Annotated in this window: 15 protein-coding genes, 1 tRNA gene and 3 pseudogenes; 5 read left to right on the forward strand and 14 right to left on the reverse strand. The window is 32.5% G+C overall.

The window, feature by feature from the left end:
- Positions 1-617 precede the first annotated feature (617 nt).
- Positions 618-941, forward strand: coding sequence for a hypothetical protein (locus H3S88_RS05700; RefSeq protein WP_086327639.1), 324 nt, complete (start codon positions 618-620; stop codon positions 939-941).
- On the opposite strand, the pseudogene H3S88_RS05705 reads toward H3S88_RS05700, so the two are convergent.
- The 14 genes and pseudogenes from H3S88_RS05705 to H3S88_RS05770 form a co-directional block, all read right to left on the reverse strand.
- Positions 922-1,236: pseudogene (locus H3S88_RS05705) on the reverse strand (terminase TerL endonuclease subunit); the annotation flags it as partial. The gene H3S88_RS05700 and the pseudogene H3S88_RS05705 sit on opposite strands and share 20 nt — an antisense overlap.
- Positions 1,237-1,498: 262 nt before the next feature.
- A complete protein-coding gene (locus H3S88_RS05710; RefSeq protein WP_198227778.1) occupies positions 1,499-3,739 on the reverse strand; it encodes a DEAD/DEAH box helicase in 2,241 nt (746 codons plus the stop codon).
- A complete protein-coding gene (locus H3S88_RS05715; RefSeq protein ID WP_198227776.1) occupies positions 3,732-4,772 on the reverse strand; it encodes a DUF1837 domain-containing protein in 1,041 nt (346 codons plus the stop codon). The genes H3S88_RS05710 and H3S88_RS05715 overlap by 8 nt, the downstream gene beginning before the upstream one ends.
- 196 nt (positions 4,773-4,968) lie before the next feature.
- Positions 4,969-5,371, reverse strand: a pseudogene (locus H3S88_RS05720) (tyrosine-type recombinase/integrase); the annotation flags it as partial.
- 396 nt (positions 5,372-5,767) lie between these two features.
- Positions 5,768-5,844 (reverse strand) — tRNA-Arg (locus H3S88_RS05725).
- A gap of 158 nt (positions 5,845-6,002) precedes the next feature.
- Positions 6,003-6,425: a GFA family protein gene (locus H3S88_RS05730; protein WP_086327641.1), complete on the reverse strand. Its 423-nt coding sequence runs from the start codon at positions 6,423-6,425 to the stop codon at positions 6,003-6,005.
- Between the two features lie 161 nt (positions 6,426-6,586).
- A complete protein-coding gene (locus tag H3S88_RS05735; RefSeq protein ID WP_172398416.1) occupies positions 6,587-6,736 on the reverse strand; it encodes a hypothetical protein in 150 nt (49 codons plus the stop codon).
- Between the two features lie 421 nt (positions 6,737-7,157).
- Positions 7,158-12,101 (reverse strand): DNA repair ATPase, encoded by a 4,944-nt coding sequence (locus tag H3S88_RS05740; protein ID WP_198227772.1) that lies wholly within the window; start codon positions 12,099-12,101, stop codon positions 7,158-7,160.
- 147 nt (positions 12,102-12,248) lie between these two features.
- Entirely contained in the window at positions 12,249-14,357 is a 2,109-nt protein-coding gene (locus tag H3S88_RS05745) for a hypothetical protein (protein ID WP_065737219.1), read from the reverse strand.
- Between the two features lie 33 nt (positions 14,358-14,390).
- The gene (locus tag H3S88_RS05750) at positions 14,391-15,050 is read right to left on the reverse strand and encodes an OB-fold-containig protein (RefSeq protein WP_198227770.1); all 660 of its coding nucleotides are present in this window, start codon (positions 15,048-15,050) and stop codon (positions 14,391-14,393) included.
- A 92-nt stretch (positions 15,051-15,142) separates the two neighbouring features.
- Positions 15,143-15,844: a PspA/IM30 family protein gene (locus H3S88_RS05755; RefSeq protein WP_198227769.1), complete on the reverse strand. Its 702-nt coding sequence runs from the start codon at positions 15,842-15,844 to the stop codon at positions 15,143-15,145.
- Between the two features lie 32 nt (positions 15,845-15,876).
- Complete coding sequence (locus H3S88_RS05760; protein WP_086351437.1) at positions 15,877-16,515, reverse strand: YjfI family protein; 639 nt, start codon at positions 16,513-16,515, stop codon at positions 15,877-15,879.
- A 324-nt stretch (positions 16,516-16,839) separates the two neighbouring features.
- Entirely contained in the window at positions 16,840-19,140 is a 2,301-nt protein-coding gene (locus H3S88_RS05765) for a TonB-dependent receptor domain-containing protein (protein ID WP_086327443.1), read from the reverse strand.
- Positions 19,141-19,264: 124 nt separating this feature from the next.
- Positions 19,265-20,113, reverse strand: a complete 849-nt coding sequence (locus tag H3S88_RS05770; RefSeq protein WP_198227768.1) for a hemin ABC transporter substrate-binding protein — start codon at positions 20,111-20,113, stop codon at positions 19,265-19,267.
- 351 nt (positions 20,114-20,464) lie between these two features.
- Between H3S88_RS05770 and hutW the strand changes: the two are divergent.
- The 4 genes and pseudogenes from hutW to H3S88_RS05790 form a co-directional block, all read left to right on the forward strand.
- Positions 20,465-21,769: pseudogene (gene hutW, locus H3S88_RS05775) on the forward strand (heme anaerobic degradation radical SAM methyltransferase ChuW/HutW); the annotation flags it as partial.
- Positions 21,770-21,895: 126 nt separating this feature from the next.
- Positions 21,896-22,396, forward strand: coding sequence for a heme utilization cystosolic carrier protein HutX (gene hutX / locus H3S88_RS05780; protein ID WP_198227766.1), 501 nt, complete (start codon positions 21,896-21,898; stop codon positions 22,394-22,396).
- A gap of 18 nt (positions 22,397-22,414) precedes the next feature.
- Positions 22,415-23,053 (forward strand): NAD(P)H-binding protein, encoded by a 639-nt coding sequence (locus H3S88_RS05785; protein ID WP_198227765.1) that lies wholly within the window; start codon positions 22,415-22,417, stop codon positions 23,051-23,053.
- A gap of 47 nt (positions 23,054-23,100) precedes the next feature.
- A complete protein-coding gene (locus H3S88_RS05790; RefSeq protein ID WP_039127854.1) occupies positions 23,101-24,087 on the forward strand; it encodes an iron ABC transporter permease in 987 nt (328 codons plus the stop codon).
- The last annotated feature ends 8 nt before the right edge of the window (positions 24,088-24,095 follow it).

Below are 24,095 nucleotides of genomic sequence, written 5' to 3' on the forward strand. Positions count from 1 at the left end.
AAGTAGGCTCTTGACTTTATTAAACCAAAATAAGCTAGTTGTGAATTTGATATCGGATAATTTTGAGCCAATCGGAATAAAACTTAGAAACATAAAGCTAAAAGTAAGTTTAATCAATGTGTTGATAAAAGTGAAATGGTGTCGTTTCCATGAAGTAATGTATAAATATAGGCTTTCAAAATCTAGTAATTTATATGGTTTGTCATTGGCTTCAGACGAGTCAATCGGTTTTATCGTTAATATGGTTACGGTATTTTTATCTTTATCCAAAAAAATACCATAAAAAAAATGTAGTTGTATATTCGTTGTTAATCGTTTTATATCAATAACAGTCTTTGTGGGTTAATTTAACTCTTGTTTTTATAAAGGTTTATCGTGATTGATTGTTGTGATATTGTCTCAAATGGTGTTCCTATAGAAGCCTAATGTATTGAATAAAATAATGATAAATAACAATATTTAAAAATAAAACTTCTTTTTTGTGATTTTATGACACTAACAATATTAATAAAATTTATTATTAATAATCAATTAATTAATCTCGTGTTGTTATAGTGTTGTATGTTGTTAATGACATAGTAAAATAAAATGATTATTTTTGATATAAGGAATGAAAAATGATAAAACCATTTAAAGAACAAATAAAAGGGTTACCTAAAATATGTTCAGACATTGTTGAAATAGTAAATAGTTCAACTGGAAGTATAGCTCTTACAATTATGTTTTACTACTTTACATTTAAACAAGTAGGATTTAGCAGTATTCCTATTTTTATCATTGAAATTCTTACTGTTTGGGGGATATGGGGATTTCATGCTTATAATAAAATTACATCAAGAAATCATGAGAAAAAAGAAGCTATTTCTATAGGATTGTTAATTATAGTATATGTATCTATTATTTTTATATTTACTTATGAATCTACAAAACAATCCCTTTAAAATTGTCTAATACTTGTTTTTGTTCATCTGATAGGTTGATATCTATCTCGCCATATTCAAGTAAGTAGGTACCGAATGACATGAGGAAAGCAACTGCAGGGTCTATCTTGTTGGCTGCTTTCTTTTTATTGGGCTTGATGTTGGTATTTGCATCTGTTTCCATTACTACATTACCTATAGCCCAAGCCAAAACAGGATCGCCATTATGTTTAATCCGTTTACGACTAATAAATACCTCAGCAGTTTTCGACGTTGGGCTATAGCGTGCATAGGTCTGTAGGGATGGCTCGACATCAAAGCAGATATTTTTAATTGAGTGGTATTGTAAACATTAAAGTATGATTAATGTGCTTTAAATCTTTCTATAGCGTATTCCTAAATGTAGTCACAACCTTTTGAATTTATAGGATTTTATAAAATATAAATGCATGTTAATTTAAGTGGAAAGCTTGGAATTAAAGGGTTTTTAGAATGTATTTGAACCTAGTAATGGTGCCTCCTACAGGAGATGTCATTACTAGTTAATTAAATAATATTCAAAAAAATAAAAACAACAATTAAATTTCACCAATTTTATTGTCACTATCAATAATTTTTAACTGAATTAATTGTTTATTAATTTTATTTTGCTCATATTTTAATAATTCTTTATTTAGATGTAGATTGTTTTTCTGAATGTGAGATAAGATATTATCTTGAGATATATTTTTTGGAATACTTTCTTCTAATTTTCTTATAGCACTCACAGGAATGCCATATTCTAAAAGAATAGTAAGATTGTCTCGTAAGAAATCGTTTTCCAACGAATATGCGTAATATGAGTAATCTCCACAGAGTTTTTTGTTTTCTCTACAAACTAATTCTTGTAATGAGTTTATCACCGCCAACCATTTAGGAACTTTGTATTGAATCCAATGTTTAACTATTTGAAATATTTCTTGGATGGCTTCATTTAACAAAATGTTCTCATCATTATTATTATTTTCTTTTTTGTAATAATATCTATCTAAAATCATTTTTTGTTGATCCTGATTATAACCATAATCAAATACTAATTTTACTAACCATTTTCGATTCATAGGGGCTGTTGTTTCTCCATCAACTATCAAATGATTCCAAGCGAGGGATAAAACATATGTCAATTGTTTATAATCTGGAAATTGAGTCCAATTAATTAAATGATAAATTTTATCAAAATTCGTTCTCAGGATTCTAAGAATTTTTGCTTGACCTAAAACACTTACTCCGTTAGCTTTAATTATTTCTCTATCAATCAATGGTAACTTGTTTATATTTCTATACTGTTCGGAATTTTTATCAATGATATCAGTATCACTCAACTGAATTAACGTTTCATCTTTTATTGGATTTTGTTGATAGAAAGGAATATCTATAATGTAATTTTTTTTATCAGGTGGTGGATTAAAATTATAAATGTTCCCCACATAATGAACCATCATCCTACCCGCACGTCCTTTTATATTTGAATAATCGAAATAATCAATTAATTTACCACCTTTTTTATTATCAAAATAGATAATATTTTTAGCGCTTGTATTTACGCCTTCAATTATTGTTGAGGTACAAAAAATATAGTTCAATTCTTCTGTATTAAAATAATCAATGATTGATGATGTAATATGTTTTGGTAAAGCACCATCATGAATACCAATTGAATATTTCAGATTATCGATTAAATTCCATTTCTCCGAAACATTTTTTTCAATCCATTCTATCAAGGGTAGAACGGTATTTTTCGGACTTCCTATAACACCTTGTAAAAATAACGTGAATTTTTGTGCTAAATATCTAACTCTAGCTGGCGATGAACAATATATGATCGTTTGCTCATCATCTAATGTGAGTAATAATTCGAAAAGCACATTCTCTTTAAATTCTTTTTTTTCACCTTTAGAGCCAAATTTTCCTCTATGTAACTCAAATACATTAATAACTCTATTATCTACTAATGAGTAGTCCGTTTTATAAAATTCAGCATTGTATTTTTCAGCAAATCCTTCACTTATTCCATCAATGTTGGGACCTAAAAAATAGAATTTAGGATGAAATTTATTATAGAGATGATAAAAAGCATTATTTAAAAATGCAGATCTTTCGTCATCTCTTTTTCCACTTAATTTATAAAATTCATCAATTATTAAAAAATCAACATGGCTAAAATGTTGATATTCATTTACCCGTTCTGCTGTGAATAGGAAAATATTTCCTTTTTTTTGACTTGGTTCTTGTGAAGTTCGAATAAGTATTTTATATTTATCGCTATACTTAAATAATTTTTGACGAGATTCATCAAGTAAAGCCAATGTGGGTTGTATAATAACTATATTTTTATATCGATTTGATGCGACAATTTCCTCAATTAATAGACTTTTTCCAAAACTAGTCGGAGCACTTAAAATAAGATTTTTACCTTTCTCAAATATATTAAGAGCTTTTAACTGTTCTTCATGAAAATATTTTGCATTTAAGTTTGATGATAAATGGAGTTCTTTTCTTAATTTAGCGGGTAAGTTTTTCAATACTAGATTATTATTTTTTTCAAGATAAGGATAAAATCCAGAAATCTCAATAATGTCAGTCCATATATCTTGGGTTTCTTTAGGGATTTTACTCCAATTGTTTAATACATTTATAACAATCTTATATCCTTCGGGCTTATTTTGATAAATTAAGGAATTGACATAACAGGCATATTCAAAACTTTGTTCAATGTTTATATTATCAATTAATTTATCATCTAAAATACTAATTATTTCGGCTGTTTGATTATCATGCATTTTGCTGATTCCATAATTTATTATGTAATGTTCTCAAAAGCTCTAATTTTGATGGAATAGGAAACAGTATTAATACTATATTTAAATTAGATTTATCTATTTGTCCATTATTTGTAGGTAGTTTATTCAATTCTTTTTTTAATAATGAATGGAGTGTATCCATTTCTTTATGATATTCTTCTTTGAATCCATTAATTTGGTCATGCTCAAAAGAAGAGAAGAGTTTAGATTCGTAAGTACAAATTAAAGGAACTGTGATTGAATTTACAAATTCTTGAATTTTTAGCTTCCCTAAACCAACCTCTTGTAGCAAATCCATATATTCATTTTTTTTATCTAAATAGGTTTTAAATGCCTCTACTGAGTTTTTATCAAAATATCTTTCAATAGATGAATAGCTATCCCTTTTCTTGGCAATTAAAATACATTCTCGCTTGAGAAAATCCACGTCAAAATGAGATTCAATATCTTGTACTAAATCTTTGATTCCATGCTTTCCCGCATCACCATCTTTTCGATAGTATAATTTTGATTCTCCTAAATATAATGAAATATCATTCTTATTTGTCAAATCAGGGCCAATATGTACTGAATCAAATCCATGAATAGTAATACCATCCGAATCTTTGAAATATATTTTAGAAAGCAATGGAGTTGTTTGAAAATAATCTCTGAGTAAAATATGTAAAATTAATTCTCCAAATTCTCCTCTTTTTTGATATTTATTGGAAATAGAGGGATCGCTATCCTCTAATACTGTGTTTTGATCAATATAATTTGTTTTATAATCGTTTATTTCTTTTATCGAATATAAAGACTTTGCAGCTTCAATAAGTTTACGCCGTGTATATTGTTTTAGGATTCCTGTATGATAACCAAAAGCAAAGTCAACTAAAGCATCCATGACAATTTCAGAGAAAGAGTCTAACCGATATTTTCCTAAATCAAATCCAATATAGAATGTTTTCAAATTTGGAATACCATGATTACCCTCAATTAATACCTCATTACATCCAAATTCTATTTGTCTCATTATTCACCTTATTATTGATATATTTCATTAAGCTATGTCGTTTATATTTTTTTGATAATCTTTTTGAGTTAACTTAAACTGTTTATAATTTATCATAATACTTATATAAAAATCTATCAATAACATGAAGTTCCGTTATAACTAAACATGAAAAAATATCAACACCCAATAACTTACTTCAGGAGGCTCTTGGTTATTAAGTTATTCCAAACTGATAAGGCATGACAAACTCTTTTTGGATTGCATCTAGGTAGTCAACCCACCATTGAACCATTTGAGTACGAGCATCAAGATGTAAGGCTTTATGGATATAGGTTGTCTCTTACATCATTGTGTACTTTGTGGCTCATTTGGCGTTCTATAGCATCTTTAGACCATAATCCAGATTCAACTAAAGCACTACAAGCCATAGCCCTAAAACCATGCCTACAGACTTCATTCTTTGTATCATAGCCCATTATACGTAATGCTGTGTTTATGGTGTTTTCACTCATTGGGTTATATGGATTATGATCACCAATAAATACTAGCTCGTGTTCACCATTAATCGCATGAATATGTGTTAAGATTGCTATTGCTAGATTACTTAGTGGCACGATAAGAGAACCGAATCTTACCTTTATTGGTTTGAATAATTCATATCTTTTATTAAAGTAAATTTCTAACCATGATGGTGACACATTGGTATCAATATATGGATATAATCCTTGAGTTAATAGTGAAGTTAAAATTATTTTAAATTTTGATAAGATTAAAGCAGCTAGGTTTTTTATATTTAATTTAAGGAAAAATCCAAATGATTTCTGTAAAACATTGAAAAAAGAAAGATAAAAAGTAGATATAGAATTTTACTGAACCAAAATGCAATGACTTTTTAACTTTATGATGGTGTTGATTGGATTGAATTAAGTTGACAGTTAAAAGCTTTAAATTCTTATAGTAAAAAGTTTAAGTTGGATAGATACTGCTAGTTAAGTGCTTTGAAAATAGTAAAATGGCGTCCCCTACAGGATTCGAACCTGTGACCTACGGCTTAGAAGGCCGTTGCTCTATCCAGCTGAGCTAAGGAGACTTTGATGCGTTTTTTTGAATAAACGCAGTGTATTATATAAATCTATTTTGATCCGTCAATGATTTTTAACTGTTTTTCGACTGGATAGACAAAATATCATCAATTTAACCAATTAACTTTTTAATTTCATCAAAATGCTAAGTTAAAATTGAACCATCCTAACTGTTATTAGGGATAAAATCAGACGAGTTTATGGCGTCAGGGTATTGAGTATATCCATCACAAATATTATCCCAGTTTGCTTTTGAATCGGTATAAACGTGTATACGATCTTCAGTCATAATTGGTTCATTAATAAGTCCGATACGTAAACGGTAAGTATTACTATCATTATCTCGAACTGAAAAAATATGCGATCCACAATTTGAACAAAAATGGCGATTAACGCCATTACTGGCATAAATTTTTATATTTGATTCACCTCTAATGAATGTTAAATCTGTTTTTTTTATTATTGCGGATGCATTAAATGCTGTTCCAGTTTGCTTACGACATCTAGAGCAATGACAAAACACAATAGTTTTAATATCACTACTTAACTGGTAAACAACTTCCCCACATAAACAATTGCCTGTTATCATGATTGAATTCCTTTTGTTAATTTAATAAATTTAGACTTATTTTTACATGGTAATCTATAAAAACAAATAAATAAGTGAATTAGGCAATTAAATTTTGTAAATGATTATTATTGAAAAGCCGCTATAAGCGGCTTTGAATGCAAGAGATGCAAGGATGTTAATTATTTTCGTTTAAAATTTTCATCATTTTTAGTGTATTCATATGCATCATTAATTAATCCTGCAATTCTTAAAACATTTTCAGGCTTATCAATGATAATTTGTTCTCCTGCACCTATTTCAAGTCCTGCTCTCTCAATCTCTTCTTTCATTTTTTCTGTTAATTCAATCGGTAATAGAATGGATGGATGTTACTCGTGATGCATTGTTCTAATAACAAATAATCTACTTATTAGATTTTTTTGATAAAGTTTTCTGAAATAGGATTTGATATCTTAGTTTTTTAGCAAATTAGACAATACAAATAAATCATTGGAAATTTATATCAAAGTGTGCCAATTTTTCTATTATAAAATCATAATGTTTAATACGTTTTTTACAAATTTAATATAAGTTAATTTAGAGTTATTAAGTGATGCACTAAAATGCTTGAATAACGATAGTATTTATCTGTTTTATGGAGTGGTTTTTTTATAAAGCGGGAAGAGTGGTCCCGCTTTTATTTTTATTAGTATAGATGTGATTTATGAGCAGACTAAACTATGTGATTAGCGATAGTTTAGTCTGCATATTTTATAACTTTAACGCTTGTACGCTTTGTACAAGATCAGCGAGTTGAGTGACAATTTGATTTCCAGTATTGGATTCGTCACCACCTAGCGTTTTATTTCGCATAAAGTCATTTTTGATTTGTTGCCATCGCTCTGTTTGTTCTTTTGTTAATACTCCTCGAATTTCGGCTAATTTGAGTAGATTTTCTTCTGCGCCGTTAGTTAGCAATTGTGCTTCACCCAAGTAATGATCTTCAATAACTTGATTAAGTTCTTCATCATTCATTACTGATGAAATTTTTTCGGCGAGTTTATTCATATTTCGATAACTACCTTGTAATTTGAACGGAGGTTCAGTACGGTATTTATCCGATTGTGCTGCACTAATGATATATTGTTGATTAACTTTAAATACTACTTCACGAATTTTTAATAAGTGGCGTAGAACTGCAACAATTTCACTTATTTCAGCTTGGCTATAGTCATAACTCAATTCATTGGTATTAAGTGGTTTGCCTTGGGCATGATCAATTAGATGATACAGATCATTAAGGTCACGTAATGCCAAAGGAGACAGAATTGAATTAGAGGTGAGACAGTTTTCAATATAACTTGATGCAAAAACTTCATCCATTCCACCAAGGACTTCCCCCAAATTATATATGTCAGCACGGTTAGCTAACATATCGGGTATTTTGAATACTTCACCTGACTCGGTATATGGGTTACCGGCCATTATTACACAGAATTTTTTACCTCTTAAATCATAAGTTTTTGTTTTACCTTTCCAAACACCTTCGATACGACGTGAACCATCACATAATGAGATAAATTTCTGTAAAAATTCAGGATTGGTATGTTGAATGTCATCCACATAAAGCATGACATTATTACCCATTTCCAAGGCTAAATTTAACTTTTCAAGTTCCTGACGTGCTGTTGCATTTGGCGCTTGTTCGGGATCGAAAGATAAAACACTATGCCCTAATGCTGGCCCATTAATTTTCATAAAAATCAGGCCTAAACGATTAGCGATATATTCCATTAATGTTGTTTTACCATAACCAGGAGGGGAAATAAGTAATAATAATCCCATTAAATCGGTTCGTCGGCTTTCGCCAACGGTACCCATTTGTTTGGCTAGGTTATCACCAATGATAGGAAGATAAACTTGATTGATAAGTTTATTGCGAACAAATGAACTTAACGGTTTAGCTTTGAATTCATCAATGTGCAAAAAGTATCGCTGTTCATCAAGAACTTCTTGACGTAAAGTCTGATAATGACGAAATTCTGGAATGATGACTCGTGCATGTTTGCGCATACGACTGAAGAAATCATCAAGGTTGATATTTAAAACCCCTTGTTTGATTGTTGGATGTTCGCCTAACAAGTCGCTAACCGTTATATCCAGTTCAAGTTCACTAATTTGCATGCTTATACTATTTTCTTTGTCTAGCATGCATAGCAAAATTGCTTCAGGTATGTAGTCGACTAATTTCTGATATTGAGGAAGTGTGCAAAGTCCCTTATACCAACTTTCAATAAGATTCCAACGATCAGCTAAGCGAGTTTTCAAATTAAGTTGCGATTGATTAAAATCGCCCCACATATGAAGCTCTTCCAACTTGGCTTTTAGTCCTTCATACATGTAAATGCTGTATTTGCTTAAGTTAAACTCTTGCGGTATTTCAGACAGCGCATAACTTAAATATTCAGTCGCTTGTTTGATATGAAAATAATCATGTTTTATTGGATATGTTTGCAAGAATTGATTTAGCTCTGTAGCCATTTCTGTTTGTAGATTAATTAATCCTTCATCATGACCAAATAGAGCTTGAATATCTTTGCAAGTCTTGGCTCGTTCCGGCCATAATTTTGCGACATCATTTTTTTGATTATGTTGCCAAAATAATATAGCTAAACTACGAGCTAATGGATTATAACGCAATAAGCCGGCTGCTTCACCTAGTGGAATAAGTTTTGATAAGATTTTTACCGCGTCGTGATCGTGAATACCTTTTTCATAACCTTCACGATATCGCATGGCTGCATAATCACGAACGGTTTTAACCAAACTTTCAGGTTGACTTAATTGAGTAACTAATTCTTCATAACTGATATCAAGATCTTTTTTTAATATGGCGTTGATAATAGAGTAGGCTAGATATTCACCACGATAGACTGTTGGTGACTCTGATTCAAGTGATATAGTCCAGAACGGTTTATAACTTTCTAATTTACTATTCTCTATTTTTTCTTGATAATCCGTACCCGTTAATTGCAAACATAAATGAGTTTCTTTCGGAACAATCGTTAAGTCAAGCTCTTGTGTGTTTACGCTGAATTTGTGTTTTGGACCTAATTTTATAACGTTGCCACCAGATTCAAATATTTCTGATTTATCTCGTAATGCGCGTATGGCCTGATCACGTGCACCTTTAAAACGTGATTCAATATCATCGGCTTTGACGTTATCAAACAGATCTCTCAATTTTTCAACAATTTCTCGAATTTTTAATGCTAGAGGATCTGCCACAAAGAAAGCATTAAGTTCATTTTGATCCGAAAATTTAGCCGTACGTCTCGGAATACTATCTAAAATGCGAACAGCTGCGGTAAGTAGGGCTTCGGTGCGCCTTGTACGATCTTCAAGTAATGCTTGTTTGTGTGTTTCGAAAGATTCTAATATTTCTTCGCGTTTCGTCAGAATGTCATTAAGGAACTCTTCACTTTCGCTAAATTGGTTTTCAAGTTCTTCAAGTTGAACAAGTAGCCTTGAGAGTTCATCGTCACATTTTTCTGGTGTGGTTGCGATGCTTAAAGCACTTGCGATGCTTTGACTAAATAGTTTGAATTGGGCGCCAAATTGCGCAATCATTTCGACACTAGATAGATTTTTTCGTTTTTGATTGATCCTTGCTTTGGTTTGATTTAGTTTGGCATAAACTTCAGCAATTGATTCAATAATTCTAGTTTGTAGTGTAACGTCTTCAAATTTTAATGATGCCATTAATTGCGAAAGCATATCCAAATCATTGGACATTTCGTCAGTGTTGTTTATTGGCTCAATAAGCTTGGCGACAGTGTCAGCTTGCTCAAGATATTTTTCAATATTATCTATTTTTGAAATAAATGGTTCAAGTGCTTTGTCACTACCTAAAAATTCGGCGGTTGCCAATGAAACTAAAGATTGACGTTCTTTCAGCTCATTTTCCATTTTATCAATTTGTTCTAAATTGATATAACGATAGGTTCTTAATGTTACAAGGCGACCTAATTGCATTTTTATTGCATTAAGCGCATCGACAAATTCTTGAGTTTCCTGCCAGCTATCAGGATATAATTTAGTTAATAAATCTTGTTGATTGGTAATGGCTTCACGCATCGCACTTTCGGATTGACGGCGTATGCTTTCTACTTTTTCATATTCATCAAGTACTAATTCACTGGTTTGGGTAATATTACGAAGTATTGGTGAAAATGATAGGTTTTTTTCATCAGCAAGCCAAAAATAACTATCAAATAATCTTTTAGTATCTTCACTTAGTTTGCCGTATAGTTGCGAAGAGACGGATTGATTATCAATTTCGCGAGAAATAAAATAGAGATCAGAAATACCACGCACTAATTCTGCGTTGCCGATTTTGCCTAAAAAGGTATTGTGGGTTGGCTGTGTTGCTGCAAATTCGTCACTATAAAAAGGCGTTTGCCAGATTTGCATAGGATGAACACGAGTTGGTTCATCATTTTCGCCTTCAAATACGACCATTCGGCCATCTTCAAATACAGCGTAACCATGACCTAGAATTGGGTTATCCAATTTTCGCTCTATCATGTTGTAATTGAATAAAGCTAAGCGACCAGAATTTGGATCGTAAAAAATGTATAAGACATCTTCCCCATTTGGTGAACGACGAATTCGTCTAAAACGCATTCCCCCCATAGATTGATCGAATGTTTTATATTCCCCATTTTGTAGATAGTAACCACCTGGGAATATCACCCCATGATCTTCTGGAAGTTGAATACAAGCTTGACCAATAAAGTCAATTCGTTGTACTTTTTGAGTAAGAGTGTTATAGATTAGATATCGCCAATTGTCTTCTCGGTAGGGTAGGACTTTTAAAAGAATTAGTGCACCTACTTTTGCATATTCGATTTTTGCATCGTTTATTGATTGATTTTTATCTAATACCTCTTCACGATAAATACCTAATCCATCATTAGTATTGTTTTCACATTTTATGGTAAGGTCACCACCAATGGTTTCAACAAAAACGGTATCAAGAATATTTACATGGGAGAATCGACCGTTAACGATGTTTTCACGGGTGGTTTCAGTCCATTCAAAATCATAAGCAGGAGGTAAAGCAATATCACGTTCACCCCGATTATCAATATAGCTAATTGTTTTTTTATCACTGGATATTGACCAACGAAATACCCGAATATCACTTACTCTTTCACCAATCTGGAAACTGGCAAGAAGCTTGCCATCACGTTCAACAAGTTGCAATAGTTGAGCATTTTTGTAGTAAGTATAAAGTTCATTGAAGTCTTGAACAAAACGGTCAATATTCAAAAAGGTATTTGATAGATCAACGGGATCCGCTTCGTAATTTTCATCACGTTCAACAAGTTGATAAAGTGAAAATACATCTTCAATTTTGGTTTCTTTTTTCAATCCTAAAAAGACGTTGTAACCAAATAATAACCAATCACCAAATCTAACGATATCTCGAGCGATACAATTGTTTTCGGTTCTTATGCGAATGCGACCGATGATCGACATATCGCTTTTACCAAATTCAGAAAGTCGTTGTTGATTTAACGCTTCAGTTTTTTGATTGAGTTCTTGGCCCAATGATGTCAAACGTTTACGAAGAATTTCGTAGGCTCCGCCTTCTGCGACTGCTTTATCGAGTGTATTTTGTTGCTCGTTTTCTTGTTCTATTTCTGCCATTTTTTACTCTTGATTTTGTTACAGAAAATCTATTACCTTCGGTAAAATTTAATATTTCACCGAAGGAAGATAATAGTGATAATGTTAATTTAATAACGATTTAACGATAATTGAATTATTTGATGCTATAAATCATCATTCCTTTCATTATTCGCTTTTTTCATCACTATTTGATGGTAAAAATTGTTTAGCCAGTGCTTTTAAATCAGTGTTTTTTAGTGTTTCGTTTAAATCGATATTTTTATTACCAGATAAACGTGATAGTACTGATTGTAAAGCAGATTGTAATACTGGGCTTTGGTTTACAGTTCCTTCAATTGCTTTACCGACACTGATAGCTTTAGAGAAGCTGTTAAAGAAGTTATCATTACCTCCAACAATTTCAATGTTCGCTTTGCTAAATGCAGCAGCAAGAACATCTGCTTGTTCTCTAGCAATCTCTTTATTAGCAGCAATAGCAGCCATAGCTTGTTCGAAGCCTTTTTCAAGCGCCAAGCGGAACTCTTCATGATTTTTAGATTGTTCATTCATCGTACCCATTGCTTGGAATTTCTCAACTAGACCATTAGCTTCAGCTGTTAAGCGTTCACGAATAACCAGTGCTTCAGCTAAACCTTGTTCTTTAGTTGCCGCAGCTTTAGCAAATCCAATGCGTTCATCACCGCGAGCTTGAGCTGAAAGTTTTTCTTCAAGAACTTTAGCTTCGGTTAGACCTTGTTTTTCTGTTGCTAATGCTTTTGCTTCAATAACTTTTGCTTCTGATAAGCCTTTTTCTTGATTACCTTTTGCTTCAGCAAGTAAAAGTTCAGCAGTAATATTTGCTTTTACTAAACCTTCTTTTTCTTCAGCTTCAGCACGAGCTTTGCGAACTTTGGCTTCTGCTAAACCGATAGCAGCTTCTTCTGCTTCAATACCTTGAGCAAGTTGTTTTTTCGCTTCAGCTTGTTTAGCTGCAACTTCAAGTTCAGCTTGTGCTATTGTACTAATTTCAATTGCACGGTGTTTAGATGATTGTTCATCTGCTTCAGCTTGCTTAACTTGTTTAACTAACTCTTGTTCAGCTCTAGCTTCTGCTTCAATAATAGTTGTTTGTTTTTCACGATCAGCTTTAGAAATTTCTCGTACTTCTTTGATATTTTCTTCTTCAACAGCTACCGTTTTTTCAACTGCAACTCGCTCACGAATTACATTGGCAATATGTTTCTTTTCTTCTTCAAGAACTTTGTCTTTTTCAATGCGTTGTAATTCTACTTCTCGTTCACGAGCAACAATTTCCAATGAACGGGCACGTTCGACGCGTTCTTCTTCGATAGCAATTGCTCTAAGACGATTTTGCTGAGCAACTTCAACTTCACGCAAACGATTTTCTTCACGCACTTCAATTTCTTGTTGTGCTTGGATTCTTGCTTGTTCCGATTTTAGACGTTCTTCTTCTTGTACTTTTAATGTTTCAGCTTGTTCGCGAGCTCGAATGGTTTCAATTTCGCGTTTTTGACGAGCTTCGGCATCCGCTTGTTGACGTTCAAGTTCTAATTTGGCTTCAATTGTTTCGGTATCTTTTTTCTTTAAAGCTAATTCAAGATCTCTTTCGCGTTTATTAGTTTCATCCTTATGAACAGCTGTGATCGAGGTAATTTTGTTAATACCTTCGGCATCAAAAATATTATCAGGATCGAGTGATTTGATTGGGGTTTGCTCTAAATAGTCGATAGCCACATCTTCAAGTGCATAACCATTAAGATCTTTACCAATTACATCAATAATACGTTCACGGAAATTCATACGATCTTCAAACAGTTTAGATAATTCAAATTGCTTACCTACTGTTTTTAACGCTTCTGAAAATTTCGCGCTAAATAGTGAACTTACCGCTTTTTGATCAGACGCTCTATCTACACCAATTGACTTAGCAACTTTTAAAACATCTTCAGTTGTTTCATTAACACGAAGATAAAAAGCGACACATATATCAGCACGTAAGTTATCTTTACAAATTAAACCATCTTTACCACGACGTTCTACATCAAAAGTAATTAATGATATTTTCATGAATTCTTTTTTGTAGATGACAGGGTAAACCAACGCACCTGTAAAATGCACTTTAGGTTTTGACGTCATGTCATTAACGATAAGTGCTGTACCTTGCGGAACTTTGATATAGAACGCTTTAAACAATAAGAAAAATCCAACGATTACCAGAAAGACTATTCCAACAATCACTAGAAAAAACATGATGGTATCAGTATTGATTGACATAATTTATTATTCTCCAAAAAAATATTTACTTTTCTATCCATTAAATTCTTTAACGCTAATAATTTCATAGCTGTTATTGGTTGTGTCATAACGTAGTAGAACAGCTTTATCCCCACGTTTGAATTGATATGAGCTCGTGCATCTAACTTGTAAAATTAAACCAGCGCCACCATCTTCGTAAATAGCTTCTCCTTTTGTTTCATTCACATAGCTTGAACGAATCTCAACAGTTTGCCCTAATAATGATTTATGATTATTAGTGCTTTCTAATTTACTGAACAGTGGTCGAAGAGGTTTTATAATAAATGCGGTAAGATATACTGCAGCAATAAAGGCAGTTAAAAAAATAAAAAAACCAGCTATGTAATAAATTAGCAATAAATCACACAGAGGTAACATAAAGAAACGAAAGGCGAAATAAGAGATTGACCAACCTATTAATGAAATCAAAGTGACAATAAGTGTCATTGGGACTTTGTTAAAACCTAATTTCATCAATAGGCCTGTAAATCCTGATGGAGTATTTGGAATGTCTAATGGTATATCATCAACATCGACATTTAGTTCTATATCTAAACAATCAATGCTTAAAATACCAAAAGCAGCAACCAACCAATATAATACACAAAGTGTTAACAACCCACTAAATATGATTACTGGAAAAGAAAAAAATATACCCCAGAAAAGCTCCATTATTTTCCCTTATATTAATTTTCCGAATTAACTAGTCTGAATTAATTAAATAATTTATTACGTTAACTATATTAACCTAAAATTTTATTTTATTAAATAGTTTGATTTTCTTGCTTTTCTTTTAATCTGGCTAATATTGCAGCAGCATTTTGGTTGCCTGATTTGATTCCTGCTGCTTCAAGCTTACTATCAAGCGTACTTTGATTTTCAAGCTTAGCTAATTCATTTTTTGCTTCAATGACTGCACTGTTTTTCTCTTGACGTTTTTTTATTCTATCTAAAGAATCCAGAGCTGTTTGTAATTTTGCAGTTGAACCGCCATATCGTTGTGCAACTGCTGATTGTGCTTTTTGAACGCTTTCAGTTGCTTTCACAATATCAACTTGCTGTTTTAAATTTCGAATATTGATTTCTGTTTGTGAAATTGATTGACGTAAGCTTTTTACAGTTTCAGCAAAGTAAGTGGCTTGTTGCTTATTGTTTTCAAGTTCATTTTCAAAAAATCCAATTTTTTCAGACACTTCAAGTGCTAATTCTTCATTGCCACTTTCAAGAGCTTTGATTGCATAACTTTCATATTCATCAATTTTAGATTGTGTTTCTTTAACAACTTTATCTGCTAGTTTTTGTTGTGCAAGTATATTTGCTAATGATTCTTTAGCTTGTTTTAATTCACTGTCAGCATCGCGAATTTCTTGATCGAGAATTCTTAGAGCTTGAGTGTCAATGATCGCTTCTCCTGCTTCATTGATGCCACCACGAAGAGCTGTAACAAGTTTTTTGAAGATAGCCATGTTTAATCTCCTTATTATTTATATAAATTTAATTAGTTAAGATTGATGTGATGTTCATAAGCTTCTGTAGCTTTAATAACATTGTCAGATAAAGTTTCTAATTCATAGACAATATTACTTAAAAGTGAAGATGAACTTAACGCACCATACATAATGTAGTTGACCGAGCCGTCTCCAGCTTTTTCAATTGCTATTGTTGATAATGGAAATAGTTTACGAGTGCATAAAATTTCTTCATTGAATTGAGTTTTATTTTTAACAATATCAACTGGCCAAAGTAAACATTCAACAACAATTTGTTGATTTGATATACTTAAAAATAAAGGCAAATCACCATATTCATGCATAATGATATGCAAGCAAGCATCCACACCATCGATGATTTCTATACTTGCGTGGTTTTGCTTAACTAATTCTGATTGCATTAATTTATTATAAAGAGTTTCTATTGACCAAATTTCATTTCTTTCCATTTCATTAAATTCCTGTTTACGATTAATATTATTGTCTTTAACTAAAGACTGGCGAAATTGTTTTTCGATTTCCAATAATTTAGTTGTATTTTCAGGTAAAATCCAAACTTCTTTTTTGACCAAACCTTGTTCACGCAACCGTTGTCGGTATTGTTGCTGGTAAAAAGCTGAATTTTTGGTCTCTTTGGTTTTTTTCATAACGCCCGTTTGGTGTTTTGTTAAATTTATGTAAACCATATTACCACAAAAATATTACATGTAAATATCACATGTAATATTTTTTTATGAAAATTAATCCGTAATAGCGAATTAGAAGATGATGAGTATATTTTAAAATGTTTTTTAGAAATAGATAGTTAAACCTAAACTAGATGTTTTAATTGGTGTGGTAAACCTATCTGTTAGATAATTTGTTAGATTTATGTAAGCAATATTACCATAAAAATATTACATGTAATACTTTTTGGAAAAAAATAACCCGCATTGGCGGGTTAGAAAATGATAAATATATTTTAGATATTTCTAGAAATCAATATTTAAACCTAACTGGAATGTTCTACCTGGTGCGGTAAACATCTCTAGATATTTATGATCTGATGTACTGTATAATTTATTATTACTGAGGTAATCCCAATATTTTTGATCAGTAAGATTGTAGATTCCTCCGCTTAGTCTAATATTATTGGTAATATTTATATAACCTGTTAAATCAACAATACCGTGACCAGCGATTCTAAAATAATCATCAGATGAGTCTTCAATTGGTTTGCCTTCGTTGCGATATGTTTCGCGGGAGGTGGCATCAGTTTTCTTACCTTTTTGGAATGTTGTTGTTAAGGAAACACCATAGAATTTATTCGGATCATCCCATGATAAACCAATAGTACTTTTTAATGGTGCAATAGTATCCATCTCAATGTATTTATCACCTAAATAACTTGATTTTGATTTACCTTTGTTATAGCCAATTGCGAAACGTGCGCTTAAACCATTGAGTGATTCTACCCAAGTACCAATATTAAATTCACTATTTAATTCTGCACCAAAGGTATAAGCTTTGTCACGGTTCTCAGATTGATAAACTAAACGATTGCCAATACCAACAAAATTTTTCCTATAACGCGTAAAAGCAATAAAGTTTTTGTACTTGTTATAAAAAGCAGATGACGATAACGTAATGCCTGATATTGGTTGACCTTTTACACCGAGTTCAAAATTGTCGCCCGTTTCAGTTTTTAAATTAGAGTTGCCAACAAGTACATACATAGTGCTGTGCGCTAAATAAGAGCCATATAATTGGTTCTGATTTGGCATTTGAGCGCTACGTTTATATTGTAGATAAGCAGTGAAATTAGGATTAATATCATACATTAATGCCATTGATGGTAAAATTTTGAAATCACTGTTACTACTATATTGTGTACCTAATTGATGTGAATTAACATTTGATACTGACATGTTTTCAAGATTGCGTGGCTTGGTATTTTGATAAATTGCTCTGACACCAGGTACTAAATAAAAGTTATTACTATTGTTGGTATTAAAGCTAATGCGATCTTCAAAAAATCCCCCCAACTGATAACTTTTACTATCGGCTTGTGGTTTGGAATAATCACCGTCTGGGAAAGTATCGACGTATTGTGATTTAGCTGATGTAAAGAATGGCGATTCATCTTCACTCCATTTACCATTTAAACCAGCGCTGATTTTTTGGTTATCAATTTGTTTTATTAAAGTAGTAATAAAATTATATGATTTAGTATTATAGTTGGTTTGAGTATAAAAATTACCTTTGGATTTGTGCTGCAATTTTGTGTCATCAAAGACATTAGTCCGTTGGTAATTTAACTGTGTCGTTAATGTGTCAATCCAACTAATATTGGTAGGTTGCCATGTATCTTTAATTGCTAAGTTAAAGCGGTTATTTTTACTGCGTTGATGGTCGAGTGATTCAATGTGTTTACCTTTTTGGTCCCAAGTATCATAATGGGAATTTTTAGTTTTATTATTATAATCGACAGTCGTATTGAGTAAATGTTCTTCTGTCATTTGCCAACCAAAGCCAGCTAAGATTGAGTTAGAGTGCCAATTTTCTGGATAACTGCTTATTGAATCACCGTGATTTCTTGTTTGTTGTCCATCTCGACGACTTAATACAATAATGCCATTGAGGTGATCATCTCCACCAGCCATAGTAATTCCTTGATGATAGCTTCTATCTGAACTGTCATAATTGTTTTCGAATCCAAAATAACTGGTTTTACCTGGATATAGATAATAGCTAGCCGTTTTAGTTTGGAAGGATACCGAACCGCCTAGGGCATTATTCGCATTACTTACAGATGTGGCACCTGATTGAATATCAACTTTATTATACATGTAGGTATCGATGTAATCACGACCAATACCATAAGAACCGAAACCTGCCCGACCTACTGAATTAACTCGGCCTTGTGCTATAGGTAATGGCATACCGTCAACATCAATTGATACGCGGTTAGCATCTAGACCACGAATATTATAGCCACTGAAACCTCCTCGGTCCCAACTACTTTTACCGGTACCTGAACCGGAAATATTACCTGGAGCTGAAATGAGTGGTTGATAACGCATGAGAGTACCAAAATTAGTACCGCCGTCACGGCGGATATCATGTTCGGATATTTCAGTATTTGTACCTGGTTTTTTAATTGCTTCGTGAGCGGTCACAGTTATGACGTCGTAGTTTTCATCATCGAGTTTGCCCGTAGCCATTGCTGGCATGACAACTGTCAAGCCCAAAGCTAACGTGCTGGTTTTTTTAAATTTAGTGAAATTAATCATTTTAATCCTTTCAAATATAATAAACTAAATAAAATCATTCAGATTAATTAACAGTTAAGTTGATCATCTTTTAAATTTAATCAATCTGCTAAACAATTTTTTATTTCAGTTTTATCCTCAACAGTTATTGAGGATAAAAGCTGTCACAAAGAATCTTTGCAACTTCATCCACTCGGGGGCCAATACCAAATAGATATCCGTCATCAATGGTAATAATTCGGTGGTTTTTGAATGCTGCTGTTTCTGTGATACCTGGTATAGTGTCGATTTTATTAACTCCACCAAGTTGTTGAATTGAGTGGTTATTTAAAATAATAACATCAGGATTCATTGCAATGATAGATTCGGCTGTATAGCTTTTATAACTTTTATGTTTAGCTAGATTTTCACCCCCAGCAATAGTAATTAAAGCATCCGCTGTGGTGTTTTTACCTGCTACTGAATTGGTTCCACCCATGCTCATTAAAAATAAAACTTTGGCTTTATTGGGTTGCATATCTATTTTTTGTTGGATTTGTAAAAGATTATTCTTGATATGCTTTATTAGCTGTTGTCCTTGATCTGGTTTTTGTAGTTTATTAGCTATTTTTTCAATATTTTCATAAAGTAATTCAACAGTTCCAGGCACACGTTGTAAAGATAAAACATCAACTTTAGCTTGAGTAACTTGACTAATAATATTATCGGGCTCTGCATCACTTAAAGTAATAAATAACGTTGGGTTTAATGATAAAATTCCTTCTATATTTAATAATTTCCAATAACCAATTTGGGGTAGAGTGGTGACAGATTGTGGATAAGTGCTAGTTTTATCAACGCCGACTACCTTATCCCCTTCACCCAGCGCAAAAACAATTTCGGTTAATGAGCCACCCGCAATAACAATTCTATCTTGAGCTGAGCTGATATTTATAAGCGCGTTGAAAGTGAAAATTAACAAAAATATATTTAATTTTGTTATGAAATTTTTCATTATTTACTTCCTGTTTGTAAATTTTAATCTTCGCGATAATATAGTGAAAATGAGAACTATTATCAACATAATTGTCCTTTATTCCTCATTTTTTTCAAGCAAAAAAAAATTTTCGTTTAACGAGATTTTTAACAATTTCAATATAAATAATCAGTTAAAACAAGTTGTAAAGATTTGAGAAATGGCTTAAAAAACAGACAAATTATAAAGAAAATGAATTCAAAAACATTTTTTTGTAAAAAAATAATAATAAATATATCAATATATTATAAAAATGGTTAATAAAAAATATTGATAAATGAAAATAATTATTATTTAATTTTGCAGTTTATTTAATTAAGAACGGTTGTTATGAAATCATTAGATGTCAGCGCTTTTTTTGCTCAAAACGCGACTTTACCTTTTAAAGATCGTTGGGCTGTTATGCCTTTACAGGCGAGTATTCCACTACCACCCCATGAAGTTACCTCTCAATGGGATACAATTCAATCAACCTCTCTAAAGGGTAAAAAAAGGTTGATTTATATTCATATTCCTTTTTGTGACATACATTGCCAATTTTGTGGATTTTATCAAAATCCATTAAGAAAATTTAATACTGAAACTTATATTAATTATTTATTAAAAGAGATATCGCTTGAAATTAATAATACAGCAATGCAATCAGCACCTATTCATGCTGTTTATTTTGGAGGAGGGACGCCTTCTGCTTTGGCAGCAGGGCAAATAGCACGCGTTATTCGCTATCTTAAAGATCATGCACCATTAGCGCCAGATTGCGAAATTACGGTTGAGGGGCGTATTTCTGATTTTGATGATGATCGTGTTGATAGTTATATTGAAGCGGGAGCAAATCGGTTTTCAATTGGTGTCCAAACCTTTAATACTGAAATTCGCCAACGATTAGGTCGTGAATCAAGTGAGCAACAAATTATCAGTAGCTTTGAACGTATTGCCGCTCGTGATAGTGTTGCGTTAGTTTGTGACTTAATGTTCGGTTTACCAAATCAAAACCCAGAAACTTGGCAACGTGATTTAGAAATTGTCAATGAATTGCCGTTAGATGGTGTAGATTTGTATTCGCTTAATCTTTTACCAACCACACCTTTGGCCAAAGGGGTCGAAAATAAGCGTATTGAAATACCCTCCATTACAGATAAAAGTAATTTTTATCATCAAGGTGCAGAATTTTTAGCTAAACAAGGTTGGGTACATTTAACCAATGCCCACTGGGCCAAAAATAGTCGTGAACGAAATTTATATAATTTTCTGATCAAGCAAGGTTCTCATTTTTTTGCATTTGGATCTTGTGCCGGGGGCCGATTAGGTGGTCAGTCATTTATGATTCATCGTGATTTAAATCAATATTATACCCAGCTTGATGAGGGTAAAAAACCAATTATGATGTTGACTGGTAAACCAGTGATAGGAGAATGGCTTTATCGATTACAAGCAGGGATAGAAAAAGGGCGTGTTGATTTAACTAAACTAACTGAACAATATCATCTCTTCGCACCTCTAATTAAACAATGGCATCAAGTTGGGCTTTTAGAAAACGAAGATTATTGTATACGACTAACTTTATCGGGACGTTTTTGGTCAAGCAATATAGTTCAAGCACTCCAGCAGTTATTGTTACAACTTAATAATCCCGAATATATTGAAATACAGAAAAAAATGGCTCAAGCGAGACAAGCTATGAATAGTCATCCTAGAGTGGCTAAATCAAATACAGAAAAATCTAAACATCCACATCAAATTTCATAATTAAAGGATACTATTATGACAGAAAAACCAACACTTTTAGATAATTTAAATGCTTATATGAAAACAGAACCAGAAGAGTTATTAGAAAAAATCGCTCAAGATCATCATGTTACATTAACACAAGTTATTCAAGCTTTACCTGATGCGAAAATTGTTGATGGCAGTAATTTTGATGCGATCTGGGAAGAAGTTACAACATGGGGAGATGTGCTATTTTTAGTTCATACCGGTGATGTAATCGCTGAAATTTCTGGTGAATTACCGTCAGGATCTCACAGCCAAAGATACTTTAATCTTCGTCATCAAAAAGGGTTAAGTGGACATATTAAGGCTGAACATTGTCAATATATTGCATTTATTGAACGTAAATTTATGAAAATGGCAACTGCTTCAATAATTTTCCTAAATCACACAGGACAAGCAATGTTCAAAATCTTTGTAGGTCGTGACGAAAAACATCAATTAAAAGCGGATCAATTAGAAAAATTCCGTACATTAGCAAAAAAAATTAATTAATTATAAGTTATTAACAAAATGCAGACATTATTAATTTTTGGTGTAAGCCCTAAACAAGGTACAGGTTATCAAATTGCACATCTAGCCAAGCAATATCACCCTCAATGGCGTTGTATTGTATTAGTTCGTGATGCTAATTTTGCCAAACAATTAGTTAATCAAGGTATTGAGGCTCATGTTGGTGATGCAACTGATTGTGAATTAGTTAAAAAACTATGCGAATTAGCGGGTTGTGAAGCAACTATTATATCAACCTTAGGCGGTGAAACAGGTAATTATTCTGCTCAACGCGTGATTATCGACTGTGCTGAACAAACCGGAATTAAACAAATGATTCTGGTGACCTCTTTAGGTTGTGGTGATACATGGGCTACGTTGTCTGAACGTGCTAAACAAGTGTTTGGTCGTGCTGTTCGTGAAAAATCATTAGCTGAGGTTTGGTTGCAAACAAGCAAATTAGATTTCTTGATTTTAAGACCGGGTGGATTACGTGATGGTGAAATGACACAAAAAGCTGAATGTTATTATCAACAAGAGGTGCATGGTATTATTTATCGTACTGATTTGGCAAAAATAGTTATTGATAAAATTGTCAATCAACAAATTGACGATCATGCTTACAGTGTCGTCGATCCTAGCTTGAAAATAACCTATTAATTGGCTCAAGTTGAATGAATAAATTAATACAGATAAGAGGATAATGGGTGGGCAAATATAGTCATCGCTCTTTGTTATGGGGATTATTTGCCATTCTATTGGTGCTAATTCTATTTTCTGCAAATTCAGGCGCATTAAAACTAACTTTTGATAAACTAGTGGATATGTCGATGGATGATCCTTTATGGAACATTTGGTTAAATATACGTATGCCACGAATAGTGTTAGCAATTATAGTAGGAATGGCATTAGCCACTTCAGGCGCGGTGATGCAAGGGTTATTTCGTAATCCCTTAGCTGATCCGGGTTTACTTGGCATTAGTAGTGGTGCGGCTTTAATGGTTGGGTTATCTATTTTGTTTCCTGCCATTTTTCCACCTATTATGGTCATGTATGGCAAAATGGTCGCAGCATTTGCAGGAAGCTTTTTTATCTGTTTATTAATTTATCTTTATAGCATAAATTCGCAATGTAATTTGGCCAAAATGGTATTACTAGGTGTTGCTATTAATGCTGTTATTGGGGCGGTTATGGGTTGCCTAAGTTATATTAGTGATGAAGCGCAACTGCGACAACTTTCTTTATGGTCCATGGGACATTTAGGTAAGGGCTCTTGGGATTTAGTTCTGGTTGCGTTATCACTTATTGTCCCTGCTTTAGTGTGTTTATTTAAGCTTTCTCATCAACTTAATATTCTTCAGTTAGGTGATGAAGACGCTCATTATTTAGGTATTAAAGTCAGACGAATTAAGCAGTATTTATTATTACTATCTGCTGTGCTTATTGGTACATCTGTCGCAGTTAGTGGCATGATTGCTTTTGTCGGTCTGGTTGTACCCCATATGATTCGATTGAGAGTCGGTGCTAATCATAGCTGGTTATTGCCGGGTTCAGCACTAGGTGGTGCTTGTTTATTACTACTAGCCGATACCTTTGCACGCACTTTAATTGCACCTACTGAAATTCCTGTCGGACTTTTCACAAGTTTGATTGGTGGTCCTTATTTTATTTGGCTGATTTTAAAACATAAGTAATAGATGGT

This window comes from Gilliamella sp. B14448G11 (assembly GCF_016101765.1).
GTDB classification, from domain to species: domain Bacteria; phylum Pseudomonadota; class Gammaproteobacteria; order Enterobacterales; family Orbaceae; genus Gilliamella; species Gilliamella apicola_N.

Bases quoted from the DNA above. Each gene is read 5' to 3' on its own strand.
- H3S88_RS05700 (WP_086327639.1), top strand. From the start codon at position 618: ATGATAAAACCATTTAAAGAACAAATAAAAGGGTTACCTAAAATATGT.
- H3S88_RS05710 (WP_198227778.1), bottom strand. From the start codon at position 3,739: ATGCATGATAATCAAACAGCCGAAATAATTAGTATTTTAGATGATAAA.
- H3S88_RS05715 (WP_198227776.1), bottom strand. From the start codon at position 4,772: ATGAGACAAATAGAATTTGGATGTAATGAGGTATTAATTGAGGGTAAT.
- H3S88_RS05730 (WP_086327641.1), bottom strand. From the start codon at position 6,425: ATGATAACAGGCAATTGTTTATGTGGGGAAGTTGTTTACCAGTTAAGT.
- H3S88_RS05735 (WP_172398416.1), bottom strand. From the start codon at position 6,736: ATGAAAGAAGAGATTGAGAGAGCAGGACTTGAAATAGGTGCAGGAGAA.
- H3S88_RS05740 (WP_198227772.1), bottom strand. From the start codon at position 12,101: ATGGCAGAAATAGAACAAGAAAACGAGCAACAAAATACACTCGATAAA.
- H3S88_RS05745 (WP_065737219.1), bottom strand. From the start codon at position 14,357: ATGTCAATCAATACTGATACCATCATGTTTTTTCTAGTGATTGTTGGA.
- H3S88_RS05750 (WP_198227770.1), bottom strand. From the start codon at position 15,050: ATGGAGCTTTTCTGGGGTATATTTTTTTCTTTTCCAGTAATCATATTT.
- H3S88_RS05755 (WP_198227769.1), bottom strand. From the start codon at position 15,844: ATGGCTATCTTCAAAAAACTTGTTACAGCTCTTCGTGGTGGCATCAAT.
- H3S88_RS05760 (WP_086351437.1), bottom strand. From the start codon at position 16,515: ATGAAAAAAACCAAAGAGACCAAAAATTCAGCTTTTTACCAGCAACAA.
- H3S88_RS05765 (WP_086327443.1), bottom strand. From the start codon at position 19,140: ATGATTAATTTCACTAAATTTAAAAAAACCAGCACGTTAGCTTTGGGC.
- H3S88_RS05770 (WP_198227768.1), bottom strand. From the start codon at position 20,113: ATGAAAAATTTCATAACAAAATTAAATATATTTTTGTTAATTTTCACT.
- hutX (WP_198227766.1), top strand. From the start codon at position 21,896: ATGACAGAAAAACCAACACTTTTAGATAATTTAAATGCTTATATGAAA.
- H3S88_RS05785 (WP_198227765.1), top strand. From the start codon at position 22,415: ATGCAGACATTATTAATTTTTGGTGTAAGCCCTAAACAAGGTACAGGT.